The sequence below is a fragment of the Siphonobacter sp. genome, assembly GCF_048595215.1.
Taxonomy (GTDB): Bacteria; Bacteroidota; Bacteroidia; order Cytophagales; family Spirosomataceae; genus Siphonobacter.
Genome location: NZ_JBMDWJ010000107.1, coordinates 18,323 through 35,944, shown reverse-complemented (window position 1 = coordinate 35,944; position 17,622 = coordinate 18,323). Strand labels below are relative to the sequence as shown.

General features: G+C 48.8%; 16 protein-coding genes. 4 read left to right on the top strand and 12 right to left on the bottom strand.

Annotated features, from left to right (window positions below; genetic code table 11):
• From ACOJTG_RS06345 to ACOJTG_RS06315, 7 genes are all read right to left on the bottom strand, one after another.
• Window positions 1-285: TPM domain-containing protein (locus tag ACOJTG_RS06345; RefSeq protein WP_420153039.1), on the bottom strand; the 285-nt coding region annotated here is incomplete at its 3' end.
• Window position 286: 1 nt separating this feature from the next.
• Window positions 287-868: a LemA family protein gene (locus tag ACOJTG_RS06340; RefSeq protein ID WP_420153038.1), complete on the bottom strand. Its 582-nt coding sequence runs from the start codon at window positions 866-868 to the stop codon at window positions 287-289.
• A gap of 159 nt (window positions 869-1,027) precedes the next feature.
• Window positions 1,028-1,978 (bottom strand): glycosyltransferase family 2 protein, encoded by a 951-nt coding sequence (locus ACOJTG_RS06335; RefSeq protein WP_420153037.1) that lies wholly within the window; start codon window positions 1,976-1,978, stop codon window positions 1,028-1,030.
• Window positions 1,979-2,029: 51 nt separating this feature from the next.
• Window positions 2,030-3,709 carry a hypothetical protein gene (locus ACOJTG_RS06330; RefSeq protein WP_420153036.1) on the bottom strand — a complete coding sequence of 560 codons (1,680 nt, stop codon included), beginning with the start codon at window positions 3,707-3,709 and terminating at the stop codon, window positions 2,030-2,032.
• Window positions 3,693-4,652: a glycosyltransferase family 2 protein gene (locus ACOJTG_RS06325; RefSeq protein WP_420153035.1), complete on the bottom strand. Its 960-nt coding sequence runs from the start codon at window positions 4,650-4,652 to the stop codon at window positions 3,693-3,695. The genes ACOJTG_RS06330 and ACOJTG_RS06325 overlap by 17 nt, the downstream gene beginning before the upstream one ends.
• Before the next feature lie 116 nt (window positions 4,653-4,768).
• Entirely contained in the window at window positions 4,769-6,178 is a 1,410-nt protein-coding gene (locus tag ACOJTG_RS06320; protein ID WP_420153034.1) for a hypothetical protein, read from the bottom strand.
• Window positions 6,179-6,193: 15 nt separating this feature from the next.
• On the bottom strand, window positions 6,194-7,330 hold the full coding sequence (locus ACOJTG_RS06315) for an acyltransferase family protein (protein WP_420153033.1): 1,137 nt from the start codon (window positions 7,328-7,330) through the stop codon (window positions 6,194-6,196).
• A gap of 488 nt (window positions 7,331-7,818) precedes the next feature.
• Between ACOJTG_RS06315 and ACOJTG_RS06310 the strand changes: the two genes are divergently transcribed.
• Window positions 7,819-8,655 carry a polyprenol monophosphomannose synthase gene (locus tag ACOJTG_RS06310; RefSeq protein ID WP_420153032.1) on the top strand — a complete coding sequence of 279 codons (837 nt, stop codon included), beginning with the start codon at window positions 7,819-7,821 and terminating at the stop codon, window positions 8,653-8,655.
• Between the two features lie 90 nt (window positions 8,656-8,745).
• Here the strand turns inward: ACOJTG_RS06310 and ACOJTG_RS06305 are convergent, their stop codons facing one another.
• Entirely contained in the window at window positions 8,746-9,486 is a 741-nt protein-coding gene (locus ACOJTG_RS06305) for a glycosyltransferase family 2 protein (RefSeq protein WP_420153031.1), read from the bottom strand.
• 279 nt (window positions 9,487-9,765) lie between these two features.
• On the opposite strand from ACOJTG_RS06305, the gene ACOJTG_RS06300 reads away from it, so the two are divergent.
• Window positions 9,766-13,638, top strand: coding sequence for an AAA domain-containing protein (locus tag ACOJTG_RS06300; RefSeq protein ID WP_420153030.1), 3,873 nt, complete (start codon window positions 9,766-9,768; stop codon window positions 13,636-13,638).
• Between the two features lie 52 nt (window positions 13,639-13,690).
• On the opposite strand, the gene ACOJTG_RS06295 is transcribed toward ACOJTG_RS06300, so the two are convergent.
• From ACOJTG_RS06295 to ACOJTG_RS06280, 4 genes are read right to left on the bottom strand one after another with little or no spacing between them, the layout of a single operon-like run.
• On the bottom strand, window positions 13,691-14,233 hold the full coding sequence (locus ACOJTG_RS06295; protein WP_420153029.1) for an NADH-quinone oxidoreductase subunit C: 543 nt from the start codon (window positions 14,231-14,233) through the stop codon (window positions 13,691-13,693).
• Complete coding sequence (locus tag ACOJTG_RS06290) at window positions 14,230-14,772, bottom strand: NuoB/complex I 20 kDa subunit family protein (RefSeq protein WP_094810084.1); 543 nt, start codon at window positions 14,770-14,772, stop codon at window positions 14,230-14,232. The genes ACOJTG_RS06295 and ACOJTG_RS06290 overlap by 4 nt, the downstream gene beginning before the upstream one ends.
• Window positions 14,769-15,233 (bottom strand): NADH-quinone oxidoreductase subunit A, encoded by a 465-nt coding sequence (locus tag ACOJTG_RS06285; RefSeq protein ID WP_094810086.1) that lies wholly within the window; start codon window positions 15,231-15,233, stop codon window positions 14,769-14,771. Before ACOJTG_RS06285 ends, ACOJTG_RS06290 begins: the two co-directional genes overlap by 4 nt.
• Window positions 15,230-15,664 carry a DUF4296 domain-containing protein gene (locus ACOJTG_RS06280; RefSeq protein WP_420153028.1) on the bottom strand — a complete coding sequence of 145 codons (435 nt, stop codon included), beginning with the start codon at window positions 15,662-15,664 and terminating at the stop codon, window positions 15,230-15,232. The genes ACOJTG_RS06285 and ACOJTG_RS06280 overlap by 4 nt, the downstream gene beginning before the upstream one ends.
• 98 nt (window positions 15,665-15,762) lie before the next feature.
• Between ACOJTG_RS06280 and ACOJTG_RS06275 the strand changes: the two genes are divergently transcribed.
• Both ACOJTG_RS06275 and ACOJTG_RS06270 read left to right on the top strand, forming a co-directional pair.
• A complete protein-coding gene (locus ACOJTG_RS06275; protein WP_420153027.1) occupies window positions 15,763-16,620 on the top strand; it encodes a DUF58 domain-containing protein in 858 nt (285 codons plus the stop codon).
• A gap of 70 nt (window positions 16,621-16,690) precedes the next feature.
• Window positions 16,691-17,590 (top strand): hypothetical protein, encoded by a 900-nt coding sequence (locus tag ACOJTG_RS06270; RefSeq protein WP_420153026.1) that lies wholly within the window; start codon window positions 16,691-16,693, stop codon window positions 17,588-17,590.
• Window positions 17,591-17,622 lie beyond the last annotated feature (32 nt).

The following is a 17,622-nucleotide window of genomic DNA, read 5'->3' as shown; positions in this document are numbered from 1 at the left end:
CCCCCAGATGGCAAATTTCCGGGCTTCCAGAGCGATGAAAAATAGGACGGCATTTCGCTGGGCTGTTTTATGCATTTCCAGTTTGGCGAATACTTCCTTCGCTCGTTCAATGGGGTCCAGGGGTGAAGGTGATTTCTCTTCAATGTGTACCCGAATCTCACCGGAAGTTCGCGTTTCGGCCTGCTTGATGGCCGCAATGATTTCCTGTTGCTGAGCCTCGCTAAGCATATGTGATGGCTGATAAGCTTCGAGGACCAGCGTACGCGTACGCTGGCCCTCAAGCAAATTAGAATTGAACTTTTGGAGCTTTTTCCGTTCCTGGATCGGACTCAAAGTACGCTTTAGCGGGGAAGCCAAACATACCGCTCAGCACATTGGTCGGGAATGAGCGAACCTTCTGGTTATACTGCTTAACGGCGTCGTTGAAATCGTTACGAGATACCTTGATCCGGTTTTCCGTACCTTCGATCTGAGCCTGCAAATCCCGGAAACTATCGCTCGCCCGCAGTTGGGGATAATTTTCAGCAACGGCCAATAATCGGGATAGAGAGCCGTTCAGTTGCGACTGAGCCTCTTGAAAACGCTGAATATTTTCGGGGGTAAGCTGATCGGCGGTGAATTTAATGGACGTAGCATTGGCCCGGGCATTCACTACATCCGTAAGCGTCTTCTGCTCAAAGTTAGCTGCTCCCTTGACCGTGGCAACCAGGTTCGGGATCAGGTCGGCCCGCCGTTGGTAATCGGATTGCACTTTACCCCAGGCGGTGTTCACATTTTCGTCCTGTTGTACTAAACCGTTGTACGAGCAACCGCCCATCAGTACAACTAAAACAATAATAGCAATGGTAGCGATGATTCCGCGTGACATATTCTATGAAAGGTTTTAATTCGGGTTTTGGCTGACTATTTAAAATTGTTGGGCCAAAGCTAGTTTTTTCGGCCATACTTGTATACAATTTTGGGATGAAATGAAAATAGCCGGATCGACGATCCGGCTATTTAGTGATGAACGGAAAGCCAGCGAAGGCTATTTTTCCCACTGCTTGTTCAGAATTTTGGATTTAATGATAAAAAGCGGTCGGCCTTTCGACTGAAAAAAGATCCGCAGTACGTATTCACCGATAATCCCGAGGCCGAACAAATTCAGTCCACCAAAGAAGATGATGGCGAATAGCGTCGCTGGAAAGCCTTGCGGAACGTCCATGCCTAGTACATATTTCTTGATGAGGTTGTAAATGAAATACATCATCGAGAAGGCAATAGCCGTACCGCCCAGTCGGGTAAGAAGCTTGATGGGAAACTCGCTGAAGTTGAAAATCCCGTTGTAGGCTAGTTTAAACAGCAGAGCAAACGAATATTTCGATTCACCCGCTATGCGTTCGTCACGTTCGTATTCTACACCCGTCTGCTTGAAACCTACCCAGGTACGCATACCCCGCAGATACCGACTTTCTTCGGGCATCGCATTCATGACGTCCACAACGCGACGCGAAACCAGAGCGAAATCGCCACTGTCGAGCGGAATGTCGATGTAAGAAATAGAACGTAGAATCCGGTAGAAGGAATGGTACGCTAGCCGCTTGATCCATCCTTCTTTCCGTTTCCGCCGTACGGCGTACACCACGTCGTACCCTTCTTTATAAAGTTTGTAAAAGTCTTCGAGTAATTCAGGAGGATCCTGTAAATCACCATCAATCACCATAATGGCCTCCGTGCCCCGTGCTTCGTTCATACCGGCCGAAAGAGCCAGTTGGTGACCGTGATTACGGGCCAAAAACACACAATGATAACGCGGATCGGACAGAGCCAGAGCCTGCATGAGCGTAGCCGTATTGTCACGGCTACCGTCGTCGATGAGTACCACCTCAATGGTGAGTGGGAGGCGGTCCATCAGCTTATTTAAACGCTCCACCAAGTGAGGGAACGTCTCACTTTCGTTATACAGGGGGGCGACTATCGAAATTTGTGGATTATTCAATGGGAAAGTTGCTAAGAAGGTTGCCGCCAAAATTTACTGACAAAAATAGACTCAAATCGATAATTTATTCAAGGTTGGATACCGTTTTAGCGTCGTACCGTCCTGATACAGAACCTGAAGCTCGTAAACTCCGGGGCGTAGCATGTCTTTCGGAAGCTCTGCCTGCCCTCCTACGCCCTGCCGGAACGGATTGCGGCCCGTATTCGGTAATGGCTGGAACGGAATCAGATACTGTTCGGGGTGTTCCGTCGATTTAACGTGCAGGAGCAACAAGCTGTTACGACCTCTGGGAACGGTAAGCTCCGGTTGGGTAAGCAGGTAATGCGTGGCGGTTTCCTGCGTCTGTAGGGATACAACCTGGCTTTCGGCGGACTGAGCCAGCACCGGATCAAAAAAGTGAATCGGTGGGTTGTAAATTCCCTGTTCGAGTGGCGTCATGAAGTTACGCTGAATATACGGCTCCAGAAACGATCCACGGGTGGCTCCCAGACCGATGCCGGCATGGTACTGGTTGAAGGTAGCCGTTAGCAGGTTCTTCCGTCGGTCTTCGACAATCGGAAAATACGCCAGGTAAAGGCCCGCATAGATCAATACGCTGGCGGGGATGAGCCATTTCGGGGTACGGGCGTAATCGCGTTGCATACTCAGCCAGGCCATGTACGCCACGCAAAGGAAAAGCGTAGGATAAAGCTTGTAGTTACTGATGAGCATGACGTGGTACCCAAAATGCGGTCGTAAGACGGCAATGATGGTGTTGTTAGCCAGTAAAAACAAGGCCGTACTCAACAGGAAATCCTGCACGAAACGGTCCTGATCTGGTACGGACGATACGCCCGTTGTACGGAAGTAACCGAGTAATACCGGCCAGATGTTTTTCCGGAACCACAGGACCGCAATCGTCATCAATCCAACACCGGCCAGGGTCGGAAGGATGTAACGCCAGGGGGCGGAAGCATTCGGGAAAAAGTCAAAAGCCGCTCCCAAGTAGGTGAAGAAGCCCAGCAGGGATAATTGCGGAGCTTCAAGAAACTTACTGAAACTCTTCCCATTGGCCGTCGAGGGATAGTGGTAGTAATACCCGCCAATGGCCAGAGCCATGGCCAGACACCAGATGAGGAGGAAAGAATACCGTTTGCGTAGAACCAGGATAATACCACCCGCAATCCAGACAAACATTCCATTGCTCATCGTGAACGTCGTAATGAAGGCCAGTACCAGGGCTCCGGCAGCCGAAGCGGGCGTCCCTTTGGCCAGTACAAAGAGCGTAGCAAAGGCAAAAAAGAGCAGCGGTTCGTGTTGCAAGCCAGCGTTGGTCAGGAACGTCAGCAGGTAATGCTGCGGCTGAAACATGAAGAGCGTAACCGGCAGAAAATACCACAAGGATAGCCGCATTCGCCGGAAAGCCAGCAAAAACAAAACCCAGATAAATACCTCGGTCAGGTTCGCCAGGGCCTGCATCCAAACGTATTGTAATTCGCCCGTCAGGTAGTAAGTAGCCAGTACGAGTAGCTTGGCCGTAACCATCCGGTGCTCATTATTGGGCAGGAAAAGCCAGTACGCTTTTTCGGACCAGGTAGGAGCTTTCTGAAATTCCAGGAAGAACCCGGAAAGCGATTCGTAATCGTCAAACCAGGCTACGTTCAGTACGTAGGAAAAGAAAAAAATGATAAAAACAGCAAGCGGTAAAGCAACAATAAGCTGAGATATGAACGAATTACTGGACGTTTTCATCGAAATTAATTGATTCGGAGACAATGAACTCCGGGCGTTTTTTTAATTCATCGAAAATACTGCCGATGTATTCACCCAGTACACCGATGGTCAATAGTTGAATTCCGCCGAAGAAAATAACCATGATAACTGTGGAAGCCCAGCCCGGTACCAGACTTTCTGGACGAAGTACGCTGCTGGCAAACACCCATACGGCTAATCCAAGTCCCACCAGAATACTAATAAAACCCAGTGAGAGGGCTACTGTCAGGGGTTTTTTGCTGAAATATAACAGGCCGGTCTGAGCGAATTTCAGCATCTTCGAAAGCGGATACTTGGTTGCTCCGGCAAACCGCTCATCCCGAGAATACTCGATGGGTACCTGCTTGAAACCCATCCAGCTAATCAGGCCCCGGATGTATTTATTGCGTTCCTGAAGTTTTTTAAACTCCCGGATGACTTTCGCATCAATCAAGCGGAAATCGCCCGTATCCAAGGGTAGGGGAACTTCCGACAATGAATTAATAACCCGGTAAAAGGTACGAGCCGACCAGAGTTTGAAAAAGCTTTCACCCTTTCGCTCTTTCCGTACGGCATATACTACGTTAGCCTGCTCTTTCTGGTAGAGGTCTACCATCGCTGGGAAAAGCTCTGGTGGGTCCTGCAAGTCGGCATCAATGATGATGGCAATATTGCCCGAGCAATACCGGATTCCCGCCGATACTGCCGGTTGATGGCCAAAATTTCGCGAAAACGAGAGTACCCGTACCATGGGGTCCTGTACAGCTAACTGCTTTAACAGGGTTAAGGTTTTATCGCGACTGCCGTCATTGATGAAAACCAGTTCGTAACGCCAGCCCTGGCTTTGTACTACCTGGGTGAGTCGCCGATAGGTTTCAACAATGACTTCTTCCTCATTAAAACAGGGGACAATAACCGAAAGATAAATCTCTTCAGGATTCAAGGTAATAAGGATTAAATGATGGATTCTACTTCGTAAAGCAGAAGTATATAACCGTACATGCCTTTGCTATCGGTAGTAAGCCGGTTTATCTACTCATCAGTCAAAGAGCAAAAAGGTTACTCTTTGGTTTGTAAAATCAATGCTTTTTTACCGAAAAACTGCGATTCACACTTATTCCATAAGTGCGTCGTGTTGTCCTTAATGTCTTCGGTAAATAAAGACGCTGGTACATGCTGAAGCGGTGCAATGGTAACGGTATCCTGCTTCGACTGCCGGATGTATGCGTAACGTTCTGTTAGTTCCCGGTCGTACTGAGCCGCCGTTCCCGTAGTTAAGTCGCGGGTCATCATCCGGAAGTTTTTGTTGAACGCGTACGCTACGGGTACGGCCAACAAAGCCAGCACCAGCAAAGCCTTCAGAATGGCGGGCTGAGCTACTTCAAGACCTTTCGTTTCCCGAAGCCAGAGTACGCTTACCGTCAGGTTATAAAACAGACCCGTCAGATAAAAATAATAGACCGTATTGGTGATACGTACCGGCACTTCATCCATACCTACCCCGTAAAAATACGGGAAGAAGAGGAGAGGAGTCAGTCCCGCCCAGACCAGCCAACCCGCCCAGGGACGAATCCGCAGGTACGAACGGAACGCCCGATCTTCCCGGTGAGCCAGCCATACCAGCCAGAATACCACAAAAATCAAAAGCAGGGGCATCCAGTGAAGGGCCAGTTCAGCCGTCGTACGAAACGACATAGGAAGCGAGAAGACCAGATTACCTCCCAGTGGATTCGCATGCTGACGCACTTTCGAGCCCGGCGATTGCAGAATGAAGTAGCTACTGACCAGCGTAATCCCTAGCAAAAACACTAAACGCAGGTCGAGCTTACGGTTGAAAAGCAGTTGGTACAATAGAAAACTACCCAGCAGACCGCCCAGTAAAATGACGAACATTTCACAAAGACCGACAATACCCACAATGAATACGGCCGCCAGTACTAACCAGGCATTGGCTGCTGTGGAAGAACGACTTTCGTATACTTTACTTAGAATGACCAGCAGGAAAGTCGTTAGGATCTGGGGCAAAATGTAGGTATACGAGACCGTAGCCCAGTAAAAACCTTCAGCCAGACTCGCCATTTGCAGGACATAGGCAATGACCAAAGCCGCCGTAATCATGAATTTATGAGCGGGCGAAACCCTGAATAGCACGCCGACCAAAGCATACAGCGACCAGAAGGTCGTTAGCAGATAAACAATCGGCAGTACCTTGAAATACCAGAAACCATTGGCAAACAAAGGCGTCACGTGGAAAAGTACATTCGCCAGGTAGCGTCCGCTCCACTGTTCGTAATAAAACTTCGTAGACCACCAGATGCCGTAATCACGGGCCATGTAGGCAAAACAGAAATCGTCGGCAGCACTGGGGTGATTATAAAAACTCAGGGCAATGATCGGAACTACCGTAATGAGCAGGAGGAGTACCCAGGCCGGTAGAATCCAGAACCTTTTCGAAAGAAAGTCAGACATAAAGCGTGGAAGGCATTAATAACGAAAGCGATTTTTAAGGTTGTTGATGGGTTTTTCAATGATGTACCAGGATAACGTAGCTACTAGAATGGTTAACAAGGTATACGCAGCAAAGTTGAACAGATAGCTTTCTTCCAGAGCTGGGATCTCCCGGTAAATGCGGTGCATCAGGCGATACACGGGGTGGGTAGGAGGCGTATGGTAGTGGTTATACACAAAGTTGTGATACAAATAAATACCATAGCTGATACGGCCCAGATAAATACTAACCGGATTTTCCAGTACCCATTTCATCACCCCGTCGTAGCCCAAGATGGCTTTCCCAATTAGGAAAAAAGCAAAGATGGAACCCGCCAGCCGCTCGAATACACTGTTGAGGGATTGATGCGGATCGGCAGAAATGTGGTACCAGTATAAACTGCCTCCCAGAATGATTAGTCCTAACCAGACTAAGGCCGTATGACGGAAAATTCGCTGAAAATGGCCCAGTTGGAAAATATAGAGATAGGCGAGAAAACCACCCAGTCCGAACGAATCCAGGCTGGTAGGCATCAGTACGTAGGAAACAAACCAGGGTTCGCCTTTCAAAAAATAGTACAATCGCAGGGAAACACTACCAACGATAAACGCAACGAGTATTTTAGGTAAATGGCGGGTCGGAACGAAGAAGACCAGGAAGGGGAAGAAGATGTAAAACTGTTCTTCCACGGCCAGCGACCACAAGTGGTCCATCGACCCGAGCCAGGTTTCGTAGTGGGCAATGTAAATATTGGTAGCGTACAGGGCCAGCCAGAGAAATTTTTCGCGGGCAGGCGGTACGTTAAACAGCACCAGTAGGAAAATAACGAGGTAATAAATGGGGAAAATCCGGATGGTACGGCGAATGAAGAATTTCTTCAGATAGGTACTTAGGCCATTTTCACGGGGTTGGTACTGATGCTTGCTCTCAATTAGAATACGGGTAATGAGAAAGCCACTCAGTACAAAGAAGATCGTAACCCCAATGGGGCCAATGGGAAGGGTATTGAACCCGGCCAGCAGGTGATCGTATAAAACCAGAAAGACAGCGATAAAGCGGATTCCGTCCAGTTGCTTGAAGTAGGATTCCTGTTTTATTGCGGTTCTCGGTACATCTATCGGGGTTGCTGACATGGAAACGATGAATTTATATCGCAGTATGCTATGGTCGGTTGAACAGAATCAGGTAAAACGAGCAAAGGCTGACTAACCTTTGGAATAAACCAAAGGAGCCTAAGCCATTCTAATGACTTACGAACGGAAAGTAAAGGCTGTGGATGAGCTATGAATCAGTCCTTTGAAGCCGTGAATACTACTGATTCCATTCAAAATCAGGGGCTAATTTCTTAAAGTTCTTTCAAATAGCCTTGAATTATTTTTTGGTGAAACCGTTCACCCACTCATTCGTATGGTTCTGATCATTGCTGAAAGCCTCTGACAATGAGTTAGTTTTATTGGAATTAATCCGCGAAATTTGCTGTACGATCTACGCTGCCTTAAAGTATTTTAACGCTCCAGATGAATGAGTAAGGTCGTTTTGACGTTACTAAATTAATTCCCTCGAATTTTTTGATTGGCTTCGGCTAACCTAACCATACCCTGATTTCCACCTGATTTGGTTTATGGAAGCACTTTCTGTTTTTACGGGTACCTCTACACCGCTTTTGATGAATGGGTCGAAAGAACGAATCGTCGTGATTCCGACTTACAATGAAATTGAAAATATTGAAACGGTTCTTCGCAAGGTTATGAGCCTGGAGCCGACTTTCGATGTACTGATTGTAGATGACGGTTCTCCCGATGGTACGGCTTTTAGAGTGAAACAATTGCAGGACGAGTTTGGTGATAATCGCATTCACCTGCTCGAACGCAAGGGTAAACTGGGCCTGGGCACGGCCTATTTGACGGCCTTTAAGTATGCCCTCAAAAAAGGCTATCAGTATATTTTTGAAATGGATGCGGACTTTTCCCACAATCCCGACGATCTGGTACGACTGTGGCGGGCCTGTGCCGAAGAAGGCAATGACCTGGCCATCGGTTCGCGGTACATCCAGGGCGTAAATGTGGTGAACTGGCCAATGGGACGGGTACTGATGTCGTATTTTGCCGGTGTTTACGTGCGTTTTATTACGGGAATGCCCGTGATGGATGCCACCGCTGGTTTTAAGTGTTACCGTCGCCGGGTGCTCGAAGCGATTGATCTGGACTCCATTCGCTTTGTCGGGTACGCCTTCCAGATCGAAATGAAATTTACTTCCTGGAAATATGGATTTAAACTCAAGGAAGTACCAATCATTTTTACCGATCGCACGAAGGGCGTTTCCAAAATGTCCACGAAAATTTTCAAGGAAGCTTTCCTGGGCGTCATTCAATTGAAAGTAGACAGTTTCTTTAAACGCTACATCCGCGAATCCGTAGAGACGTTCGAAGCGATTAAGCTGGAACCCCAGGGGAGCTAAATACATCCGTACGCATAATAAAGGAAAGCCCGCCAAGTGATTGACGGGCTTTCCTTGTATAGTAGCGAATCTGGTCAGTAACTCGATCAGTTAATCAAGAATTTTCCACTTGCCCAAACCCCATTTCGAAAATCGATACAAAAGGGAGGTTCGCAGTACGCCCAATCCGTACTTGGAACTGCGAAGAAAGTTGATGGAAGAAGCTTCGTCAAAATACTTGGTCGGGCAGGTTACTTCCGCAATTTCAAAGCCTTTCCAGAAAATCTGGGCAATCATTTCGTTATCAAATACAAAGTCGTCATCGCACTTGTCGAAAGGGACTTTTTCCAGTACTTCCCGTGAGAAGGCCCGATAGCCCGTGTGATATTCAGACAGTTTTTCATTCAGTAACACATTCTGTACAAAGGTCAGAAAGCGATTGGCGATGTACTTATACATGGGCATTCCGCCTTTCAAGGCTCCCTTGCCCAGAATACGTGAGCCAAATACGACCGGATACAAATCATTTCCAATGATGGAAATCATGGCCGTCAGCAGCAGAGGCGTATACTGATAATCCGGGTGCAGCATGATGACAATGTCACCGCCCAATTCCAGAGCCTTCTTGTAACACGTTTTCTGATTTCCTCCGTATCCTTTATTAATGTCGTGGCGAATGACGTGCTTAATGCCTAGGGCTTGAGCGACTTCTACGGTATTATCCGGACTATGATCGTCAACGAGTACCACTTCATCCACCAAATCAAAGGGGATTTCCCGGTACGTTCGTTCTACCGTAAGAGCGGCCCGGTACGCGGGCATAACCACAACGACTTTTTTATTATTGTACATAGATAATAATGATCCACCCCTCGCCCTGGTTAGTCAAACTTGGTACGGGTAAAAAGAGGAGTTTGCAGGGGGAATTGAAATAAACCTCAAATTTACGTCTACCCGTTGGTATTATTGGTATAAGCAACTAATTCCTACGAAGAAACCCGTAGTTAGTTTATACAAAAAGTTCAAAGGGGAGCCTGAGTGAAGTCGGGGTTAACTAGCGAGGCAAACAGATTGACGCGTTTTAACGTAGATTGTCAGAGATTCGCTCGCCCGCAGGCGGCGTCCTTATGTATGAAGAAGTTTGATAAATCAAGCATTCGGGTTTTTCAGCGAAGACTGGCCAATCTGAGTCCCCGAAACCGATCACTTTTGCTCCTAAACTTACCGCAGGAACAGTTTCTGGATGTGCATGACCTGAACTTTCTGGCCAGTACCTCTTCGTTTGATGTCATTACGGCCTGCATTGCGGGTAAAAGCAACGTACTGCTCTGCGACGTACTTGACGCCCGGTACGAAAAGGTGAATGAAGTTTCCAAACGCCTCCGACGCATGGCCCGTACCGCCGCGTTTATCGAGGCCGAACGGGGTACCGAAGACCTGTATCTGGGCTGGCCGCTGGTGCAGGGAAAATTTTCGGACGGTACGGTGGTACGGGCTCCCTTGCTGTTCTGGCCAGTGAATGTACGGGTGACCCCGCAAAATCGCTGGGTACTCGATCGCCGGGATGAACCGCTTTCCCTGAACCGATCGCTGGTCATGGCCTATGCTCATTTTAACGGGTTGCGGTTGTCGGAGGAGTTGTATGAAAAAGATTTCGAAGACTTTCCTACCGATGCTCTGGCCTTTCGGACGGCTTTGTACGAATGGCTGAAAGAAACACCCCTAACGCTCAATTATAATTCCGACTTGTTCGAAAATCAGCTTCAGTTTTTCCCAAAACTTTTAAAAAGCGACCTCGAACGTACCGAACGCAATGGCGAGCTTCAGCTATTGCCGCATGCCCTACTGGGCATTTTTCCCCAGGCCGGTTCGTATCTGGTCCGAGATTACGAAGCCCTGCTGGCGGACGAAACTGAAGAATTCGCTGCTTTCGAACCAGGCGGTACGGAATACCAAAAACTGCGGGAAGCGGATATGCTGACCCCATTTTTGCTGGATGCTTCGCAGGAGGCGGCTTTCCGGCGAATTAAAAAGGGCGAATCACTGGTGATTCAGGGACCGCCGGGAACGGGCAAATCCCAGTTGATCTGTAATCTCATTGCCGACTTTACGGCTCAGGGAAAACGGGTGTTGGTCGTGAGCCAGAAGCGGGCGGCCTTGGATACCGTATACGAACGACTTTCGCTGGCGGGCTGGCAGCCTTTCGTGGCAAACCTGCACGATTTTCAACACGATCGGAAACGCTTATACGATCAGATTGCCGGACAAATTGATCGAATCGACGAGTACCGACGCCTGAATACCAGTCTGGATGCCATCTTACTCGAACGGGAGTTTACACAAAATGCCCACCAGATTGACCGGGTTCAGCAGGAGTTACAGGATTTCAAAACCGCCCTGTTTGATACTCAGGTTTGTGGGCTTTCGCCGAAGGAATTATATCTGACTTCACATCCGCAGGAAGATCATTTTGACCTGGGTGAGTGGTACCAATCGTTTCATTTTGACACCTACGCGGAAACCCTACGGCGTTTTAAACGCTACGAGTTGTATGCGGCTCGTTTAGGAACCGATCATCCTTGGGCGGACCGGGTGAATTTTAGTGGTTTTAGTTTTCAGGCAGTACCGCAAATACGGGCTCTGATCCAGCAAGTGCCGACTCAGGTAGAGGAGCTGCACCACCAGTGGGGACAACTGATGGGGCGAAAACTAGGCTGGACGGAGATGCATACCCTTCCGGTTGAAGCTTTGCAGACCATTCAGCGTCAACTTACGCCGGAACTAGAACCCTGGCTCCAGAAAGTACACCGGCAGCAAATACCTGATTGGGAAAGCTGGCCCGAACGACAGGTCCTCGAACGAATTGAACAAGCCGGTTTGCTGCACACGACGCGGAGAAGTTCAGAATTGATGGAATTCCGTGCCCGCCTGGAAACGGCTCTGCAAGCCCGTACGTCTATGGTCAAGTGGTTATTTTTCAAGGAAAAAGAGATCATTCGGGCCGATGCCGAACAACAAGGGCTATCGCTGGAATTGGCTGATTTGCAAGAATTGAAAGCCCGGCTGGATCGCCGAATCGAAGCCGAGCAACACATGAAAAGATGGGCGAAGCAAGCGGAGGTGACGGTAGTTGCGGAAAATTGGTCGGTTTCCCGGGAACACTGGGAACGCGTATCAATGCAACTCAAGCGAGCCAGTGAATTATATCAGCAGATTCAACGGGGGCCTTCGTTACTAAAAGAGTTACATTTTGAAGGCTTACGGCCCTTTCGCAATCAACTGGAAACGGCTCTGCAGCTAGCGGCTCAGTTCAAGACGGCCTACCAGTCCTGGCGAGTATACCTCACCGACCGTCAGATCGAACAGCTAATTCAACAACCCGATACTGCTGTTCCAGCCTTAACGACGACCCTTACGGATGATTTTGAATGGCTGCAGGAGTGGGATACGCTTAAAAATCAGCTTAGTACCGCCGAACGGGAAATGCTTCAGCGGTACGAGGGACAAACGCTCGTAGCCGCTTTCGATAATTCACTACGACTAGCTTGGCTCGATCACCTGGAAGTACAGCATCCGATTTTACGAAGCGTATCGGGCCTGAGCATGAGCCAACGGGAAGAGGAATTACGAGCAGCCGTCGTTCGGAAACAGGAACTGGCCGGGGAGATTGGCCGGATGCGATTGCGGGAACAAACCTACCAGTCGCTCGAAACCAATCGACTGGGAAATACGATTACGTATCGTGACTTACGTCACCAGGTAACCAAGAAGCGGCTGATCTGGCCCGTGCGACAGGTGCTGGCTACGTTTGCGGAAGAGATTTTTTCACTGGTACCCTGCTGGCTGGCCTCGCCCGAAACGGTATCGGCCGTTTTTCCGTTTCAACGCGGTACTAAACCCTTGTTCGATCTGGTCATTTTTGATGAAGCCTCCCAGTGTTTTGCTGAGCAGGGCTTACCGGCCATGTTTCGGGGTGAACAGGTTGTCATTGCGGGTGATAGTCAGCAACTGCAGCCCTCGGACTTGTACCGCGTTCGGTTTGAAGAAGAAACAGAGGATGTGCCTGAACTGGAAGTCAGTAGTTTGCTGGACCTGATGGCCCGTGATTTGCCTCAAGTGGTCTTGCAGGGGCATTATCGCAGTCGATCGCTGGATTTAATTGATTTTTCTAACCAGCATTTTTACCAGAATCGCCTGAAGTTACTGCCGGACTTTCAGGAAATGAACCGCCGCGAAGGAGCCATCCGATATTGGAAAGTAGAAGGAGAATGGAAAAATCAGAGTAACCTCGTTGAGGCCGAAGCCATCCGCTCGCTGGTGGAAGATTTGGTACGACAGGAACCCGAGCGGTCCATCGGCATTGTAACCTTCAATGCTCCTCAACAACGCCTGCTGGAAGATACGCTCGAGGGCCTTTCCCAAAAGCCCGATTCATTGTTCATTAAAAACCTGGAAAATGTACAGGGGGACGAGCGGGATATTATCATTTTTTCCATCGGTTATGCTCCTGATGAGCGGGGTAGGGTAGCCCTCCAATTCGGTTCACTCAACCAGGCGGGGGGCGAAAACCGACTGAATGTAGCTATCACCCGAGCCCGCGAACGCATTTATGTAGTGACAAGCCTCTGGCCGGAACAACTACACGTGGAAGAGACCGTAAATGCCGGGCCTAAACTGCTGAAACAATACCTGAACTTTGCCCGGCAGGTGTCACAGGGTGCGTATAAACCGAAACCACTAGTCACGGAAGAACTACAGTCGAGTCAATTACTGAAAGATCAATTGCAAAGAGAGCAACCTCAGTGGAAGAACGAATTACCCTTCGCCGATCTGGTCGAAAAAGAGCAGGAAAACTACAAACGTCTGATATTGACCGATGATGACGTGTACTATCAGAGCCTAAGTGCGAAGGAAGCTCATGCGTACTTTCCCCTAAGTCTGGAACGGAAAGGGTGGCTGTATCAACGCATCTGGAGCCGGGAGTGGTGGAAAAGGCAGGGTTAAGCCACAAAAAAACCGTCTTCAGAGAAGACGGTTTTTTTGTGAGCCCAGGGGACTAGGATAAATTCGTGTTCTGAGCCATCCCTTCGGCATTGACGCCATACTTTACTTCAATGCCGTGGTACAGCTCCTGTTCAGAGTAATCTTTCCGGAGCGGATGGCCTTCCCAATCTTCGGGTAGCAGAATCCGGCGTAAGTCCGCGTGACCGTGAAAGTACACACCCATCAAATCATAAGCTTCGCGTTCGTGCCAGTCAGCCGTTCGCCAGATTCGACTCACGCTGGGTACTTCGGGCAACGTTTCATCCTGCGTTTGGCGAGATACTTTTACTTTCAGACACAGCGAATGTTCGTAAGGAATTGAAAACAAATTGTAGGCTACTTCCAGCGTATCCGCTGAGGGGCCGTTGTCAAGAGCAGTCAGGCAGGAAAGCGAATCGAAATACGTTCGTTCATCATTCCGCAGGAAATCACAAATGGGTACGAGAAACTCTTTAGCGATCGTCAAATTCGGCATTAATCCCAACTCTTCTTCGGCTACCAAAGCTTCCACACCGAATTCCTGAGTCAACAGGGATTTAAGTTCGGAGAAAGTCATGCGAATGTTGGTTGTTCAAATTTTTCAAGCAAACTCAGGGCAGCTGTAGGTTCCTGAACACTTTCGTGCCGGATTTTATCCTGCAGCTTCATAATGGCACCAATTAACGCTTCGGGACGGGGTGGGCAACCCGGTACATATACATCCACCGGAATAATCCGGTCTACCCCTTTCACGACGTGATACCCATGTTCCCAGTACGGGCCGCCACAGTTGGAGCAGCTTCCCATGGAGATCACATAACGGGGTTCGGCCATTTGTTCATATAGGCGGCGAATTCGGTCCGCCATTTTAAACGTAACGGTTCCGGCTACAATCATCACATCCGACTGGCGGGGCGAGGGCCGGGGAAAGATACCAAATCGTTCCAGATCATAGCTGGAAGCGAAGGTCTGCATCATCTCAATGGCACAGCAGGCCAGTCCAAAGCCCATGGGCCAGAGGGAGTTCAGACGAGCCCAATTAAGCAGATCCTCAGCGGTGGTCAGTACCACACCGCCCTCTCCGGTTTTGAACCGACTATCGAGAAAACTCTTCATTGATATTTCTTATTTACTTTTCCGTACAGGTCCGTCGGAACCTTGGAAGGTATATGCGTAACCTTGGCCTGGGGTCGTACCCAGTCAAGATGGCCTTTTCGCCAGGCATAGGCCAATCCTAAGGCCAGAATGCCGATAAACAGGAACATCTCCAGTAAAGCAAACATTCCCCAGCGGCCATTCGTTTCCTGGATTAAAGATTCTTGTCCGAAAACCGTAGCCCAGGGAAATAGAAAGACGAGTTCTACGTCGAAAAGTAAAAAGATCAGGGCAATACTGTAGAAGCGAATGTTGAACTGCACGTTGGCATTCCCAACGGGTTCCTCGCCGGATTCGTACGTGCTGAGCTTTTCTTCGTTAGGTCGGGCCGGACGAATAAAACGGGCAATGGCCAGCATTACGGCCAGAAACAGAATGCCCGCAATGAGGAAAAGAAGTATGGAGCCGAAATCAGAAATCATTTGCGTTTGAGTATCTTTTTGAGACGGACGTTGCGAGCCGTGTCCGCTTTTGAGCTATCGGGCTGGGCTGGAACGGCTTGGGCACGGGCCTCTTTTTTACTGCGTTCGTCAATGGCCGTCAAACTATCCACGACGCCCTGATAAATTTCCTTGAATCGATTGGGTTGAGCAATGTAGTAACGGTAACTGGCCCGGTACGAACCGGTATCGGCTCCGTATTTTTTCAGAATGTCTTTTTCCAGTACCTGAAAAGCCACCAGTGAAGAATCCTGGGAGCCTAACCGAAGCCGGGTGATGCGTTGCTCGGCCAGATGAATGTCTTTCAGAATCTGCACCATTTGCTGTTCCGGTACGAGGTGTTCCGGAGGGGAAGGAGCATTGGAACAGGCCGTAAGCCAGGCCAATAATGGGAGCAAAAGACGCGTTTTCATGTTTTATTTTAGCAAAGTTAGGTAGTTTTGGCAGAAGGCAGCTACAAAACCTGCGTAAACAACCGCCTTTAAGAAGGCTGCCTTAAACGGACCGTCGTATGAATGATCTGCTTTCAAAACTTCGTAATTACGAAATCCGGATACGGAAAGCCGTTGATTCTCAGATGCACGGCAATTTTAAATCCGTATTCAAAGGTTCTGGACTGGAGTTCACAGACCTGCGGCAATACCAGTACGGTGACGACATTCGCCTCATTGACTGGAACGCTTCTTCGAAGGGGCATGGTCTATTTTTAAAGATATTTAAGGAAGAAAAAGAGCAGACGGTGTTTTTTATGGTGGACGTAAGTGCCTCCCAGGACATTGGTCGGGAGGATCGTTCGAAGCTGGATGCCACCAAGGAAATCTGCGGCGTACTGGCCCTGTCGGCCATGCACGAAGCCAGCCACGTAGGGTTATACTGCTTTTCGGATCAGAAGGAAAAATACATTCGTCCGGCGAATAGTCTCAAGCATGGGTATCAAATGATTCTGGAGTTGTTTCGACTCAAACCCGAATCGCTCAAGACCAACTTATCCGAAGCCATTTTATTTGCCCTGAATATCCTGCGGCGGAAAAGCGTAATCATTCTCATCTCCGATTTCATTGATACGGGCTACGAACAAAACTTGAAAGCCCTGGCTAAAAAGCACGATTTGGTAGTTGTACACTTGTACGATGAACGGGAGGTAAATATGCCATCGCTGGGCATCATTCCGGTGTACGATAAAGAAAGCCGCCGTACCTTGTGGATTAATACCTCGTCGCCGCAGTACCGGAAAACGACTCGTCGGGTATTTGAGGAGAATCAGCAACGCCTGGAGACGCTGTGTAAGCAGTACAAAGCCAATTATCTATCCGTCGATACGCAGGAGGATTACGTACCCAAGCTCATTAAACTGTTCCGGGTAAAATAAGTCAACAAAAGATTCAGTAGACTGGCGTTAAGATTTCAAGCCGTCGGTCAAACGCTTAACATAGGAATACGTGAGAAGCTGGGTTGGTACCATTGTTCTATTTCTTACCTTTTTTTCGCTTCACTCGGCTCTGGCTCAGCCGGAAGGAAAGTTCTTGGCTCCGGAATTCAAAGTGGGTAGTCCGGTTAAGTATGCTCTTAGTTATCGGCATAATCCGGGCGATGAAGTGTTCTTTCCAGACTCCACGCATGACTTTACACCGTTTCGATTCCTGAAACGGGATTATTTCCCGACCCGTACCAATGCTGCGGGTAGTGTCGACAGTGTGGTCTATACGCTAGTGTCTTTTGAAATCGATTCCGTACAACCCCTGAAGTTACCGGTGTACCTGCTGCGTAAACAGGATTGTACGGCGGTGTACGCTCCGATGCAAACGATCCGACTCCGTCGATTGGTAGACCCGCGGGCAAAATCCGTGGTACTGAAATCGAGTACGAATCTGGTGGTACTGGATACCCAGGTAAATTATCCGCTATTCTTTATTATCCTGCTCATGGCGGCGGTGCTGGGAGGACTCATTTACTGGTTGTTTGGGGATGCGATTCAGCGTCGCTGGCGACAATTTCAGCTTTGGCGAAGGCATCTGGAATTTCGGGGCTCTTTTCAGCGGTATCTGCGGGGAGCAGCCGATTCTAAACAGGGTGTAATGAATGTAGAGCGAGCGGTATTTCTCTGGAAACGCTATCTGGAGCGATTAGAAGGCAAACCCTTCACCACCTTTACAACGAAAGAAGCCGTTAGTCAGTTTCCGCAGAATCCGCAACTCGAACAAGCCCTTCGTGAAACCGATGCAGTTGTGTATGGTGGGGTGGCTTCGCCCCAAACACAGGAATCCTTGCGTATCCTGCGGGATTTGGCCGGACGAACGTATCTTCGTCATCGGCAAATTATTCTAGCTAAAAACTCCTGATTAAAAAAGAATAACTGAATTGCCTGTTTTGG

Coding starts and splice junctions, on each gene's coding strand:
- ACOJTG_RS06295 (WP_420153029.1), bottom strand. CDS start 14,233: ATGACTTTCTCCGAACTTAAATCCCTGTTGACTCAGGAATTCGGTGTG.
- ACOJTG_RS06340 (WP_420153038.1), bottom strand. CDS start 868: ATGTCACGCGGAATCATCGCTACCATTGCTATTATTGTTTTAGTTGTA.
- ACOJTG_RS06330 (WP_420153036.1), bottom strand. CDS start 3,709: ATGAAAACGTCCAGTAATTCGTTCATATCTCAGCTTATTGTTGCTTTA.
- ACOJTG_RS06280 (WP_420153028.1), bottom strand. CDS start 15,664: ATGAAAACGCGTCTTTTGCTCCCATTATTGGCCTGGCTTACGGCCTGT.
- ACOJTG_RS06310 (WP_420153032.1), top strand. CDS start 7,819: ATGGAAGCACTTTCTGTTTTTACGGGTACCTCTACACCGCTTTTGATG.
- ACOJTG_RS06305 (WP_420153031.1), bottom strand. CDS start 9,486: ATGTACAATAATAAAAAAGTCGTTGTGGTTATGCCCGCGTACCGGGCC.
- ACOJTG_RS06285 (WP_094810086.1), bottom strand. CDS start 15,233: ATGATTTCTGATTTCGGCTCCATACTTCTTTTCCTCATTGCGGGCATT.
- ACOJTG_RS06315 (WP_420153033.1), bottom strand. CDS start 7,330: ATGTCAGCAACCCCGATAGATGTACCGAGAACCGCAATAAAACAGGAA.
- ACOJTG_RS06290 (WP_094810084.1), bottom strand. CDS start 14,772: ATGAAGAGTTTTCTCGATAGTCGGTTCAAAACCGGAGAGGGCGGTGTG.
- ACOJTG_RS06320 (WP_420153034.1), bottom strand. CDS start 6,178: ATGTCTGACTTTCTTTCGAAAAGGTTCTGGATTCTACCGGCCTGGGTA.
- ACOJTG_RS06300 (WP_420153030.1), top strand. CDS start 9,766: ATGAAGAAGTTTGATAAATCAAGCATTCGGGTTTTTCAGCGAAGACTG.
- ACOJTG_RS06275 (WP_420153027.1), top strand. CDS start 15,763: ATGAATGATCTGCTTTCAAAACTTCGTAATTACGAAATCCGGATACGG.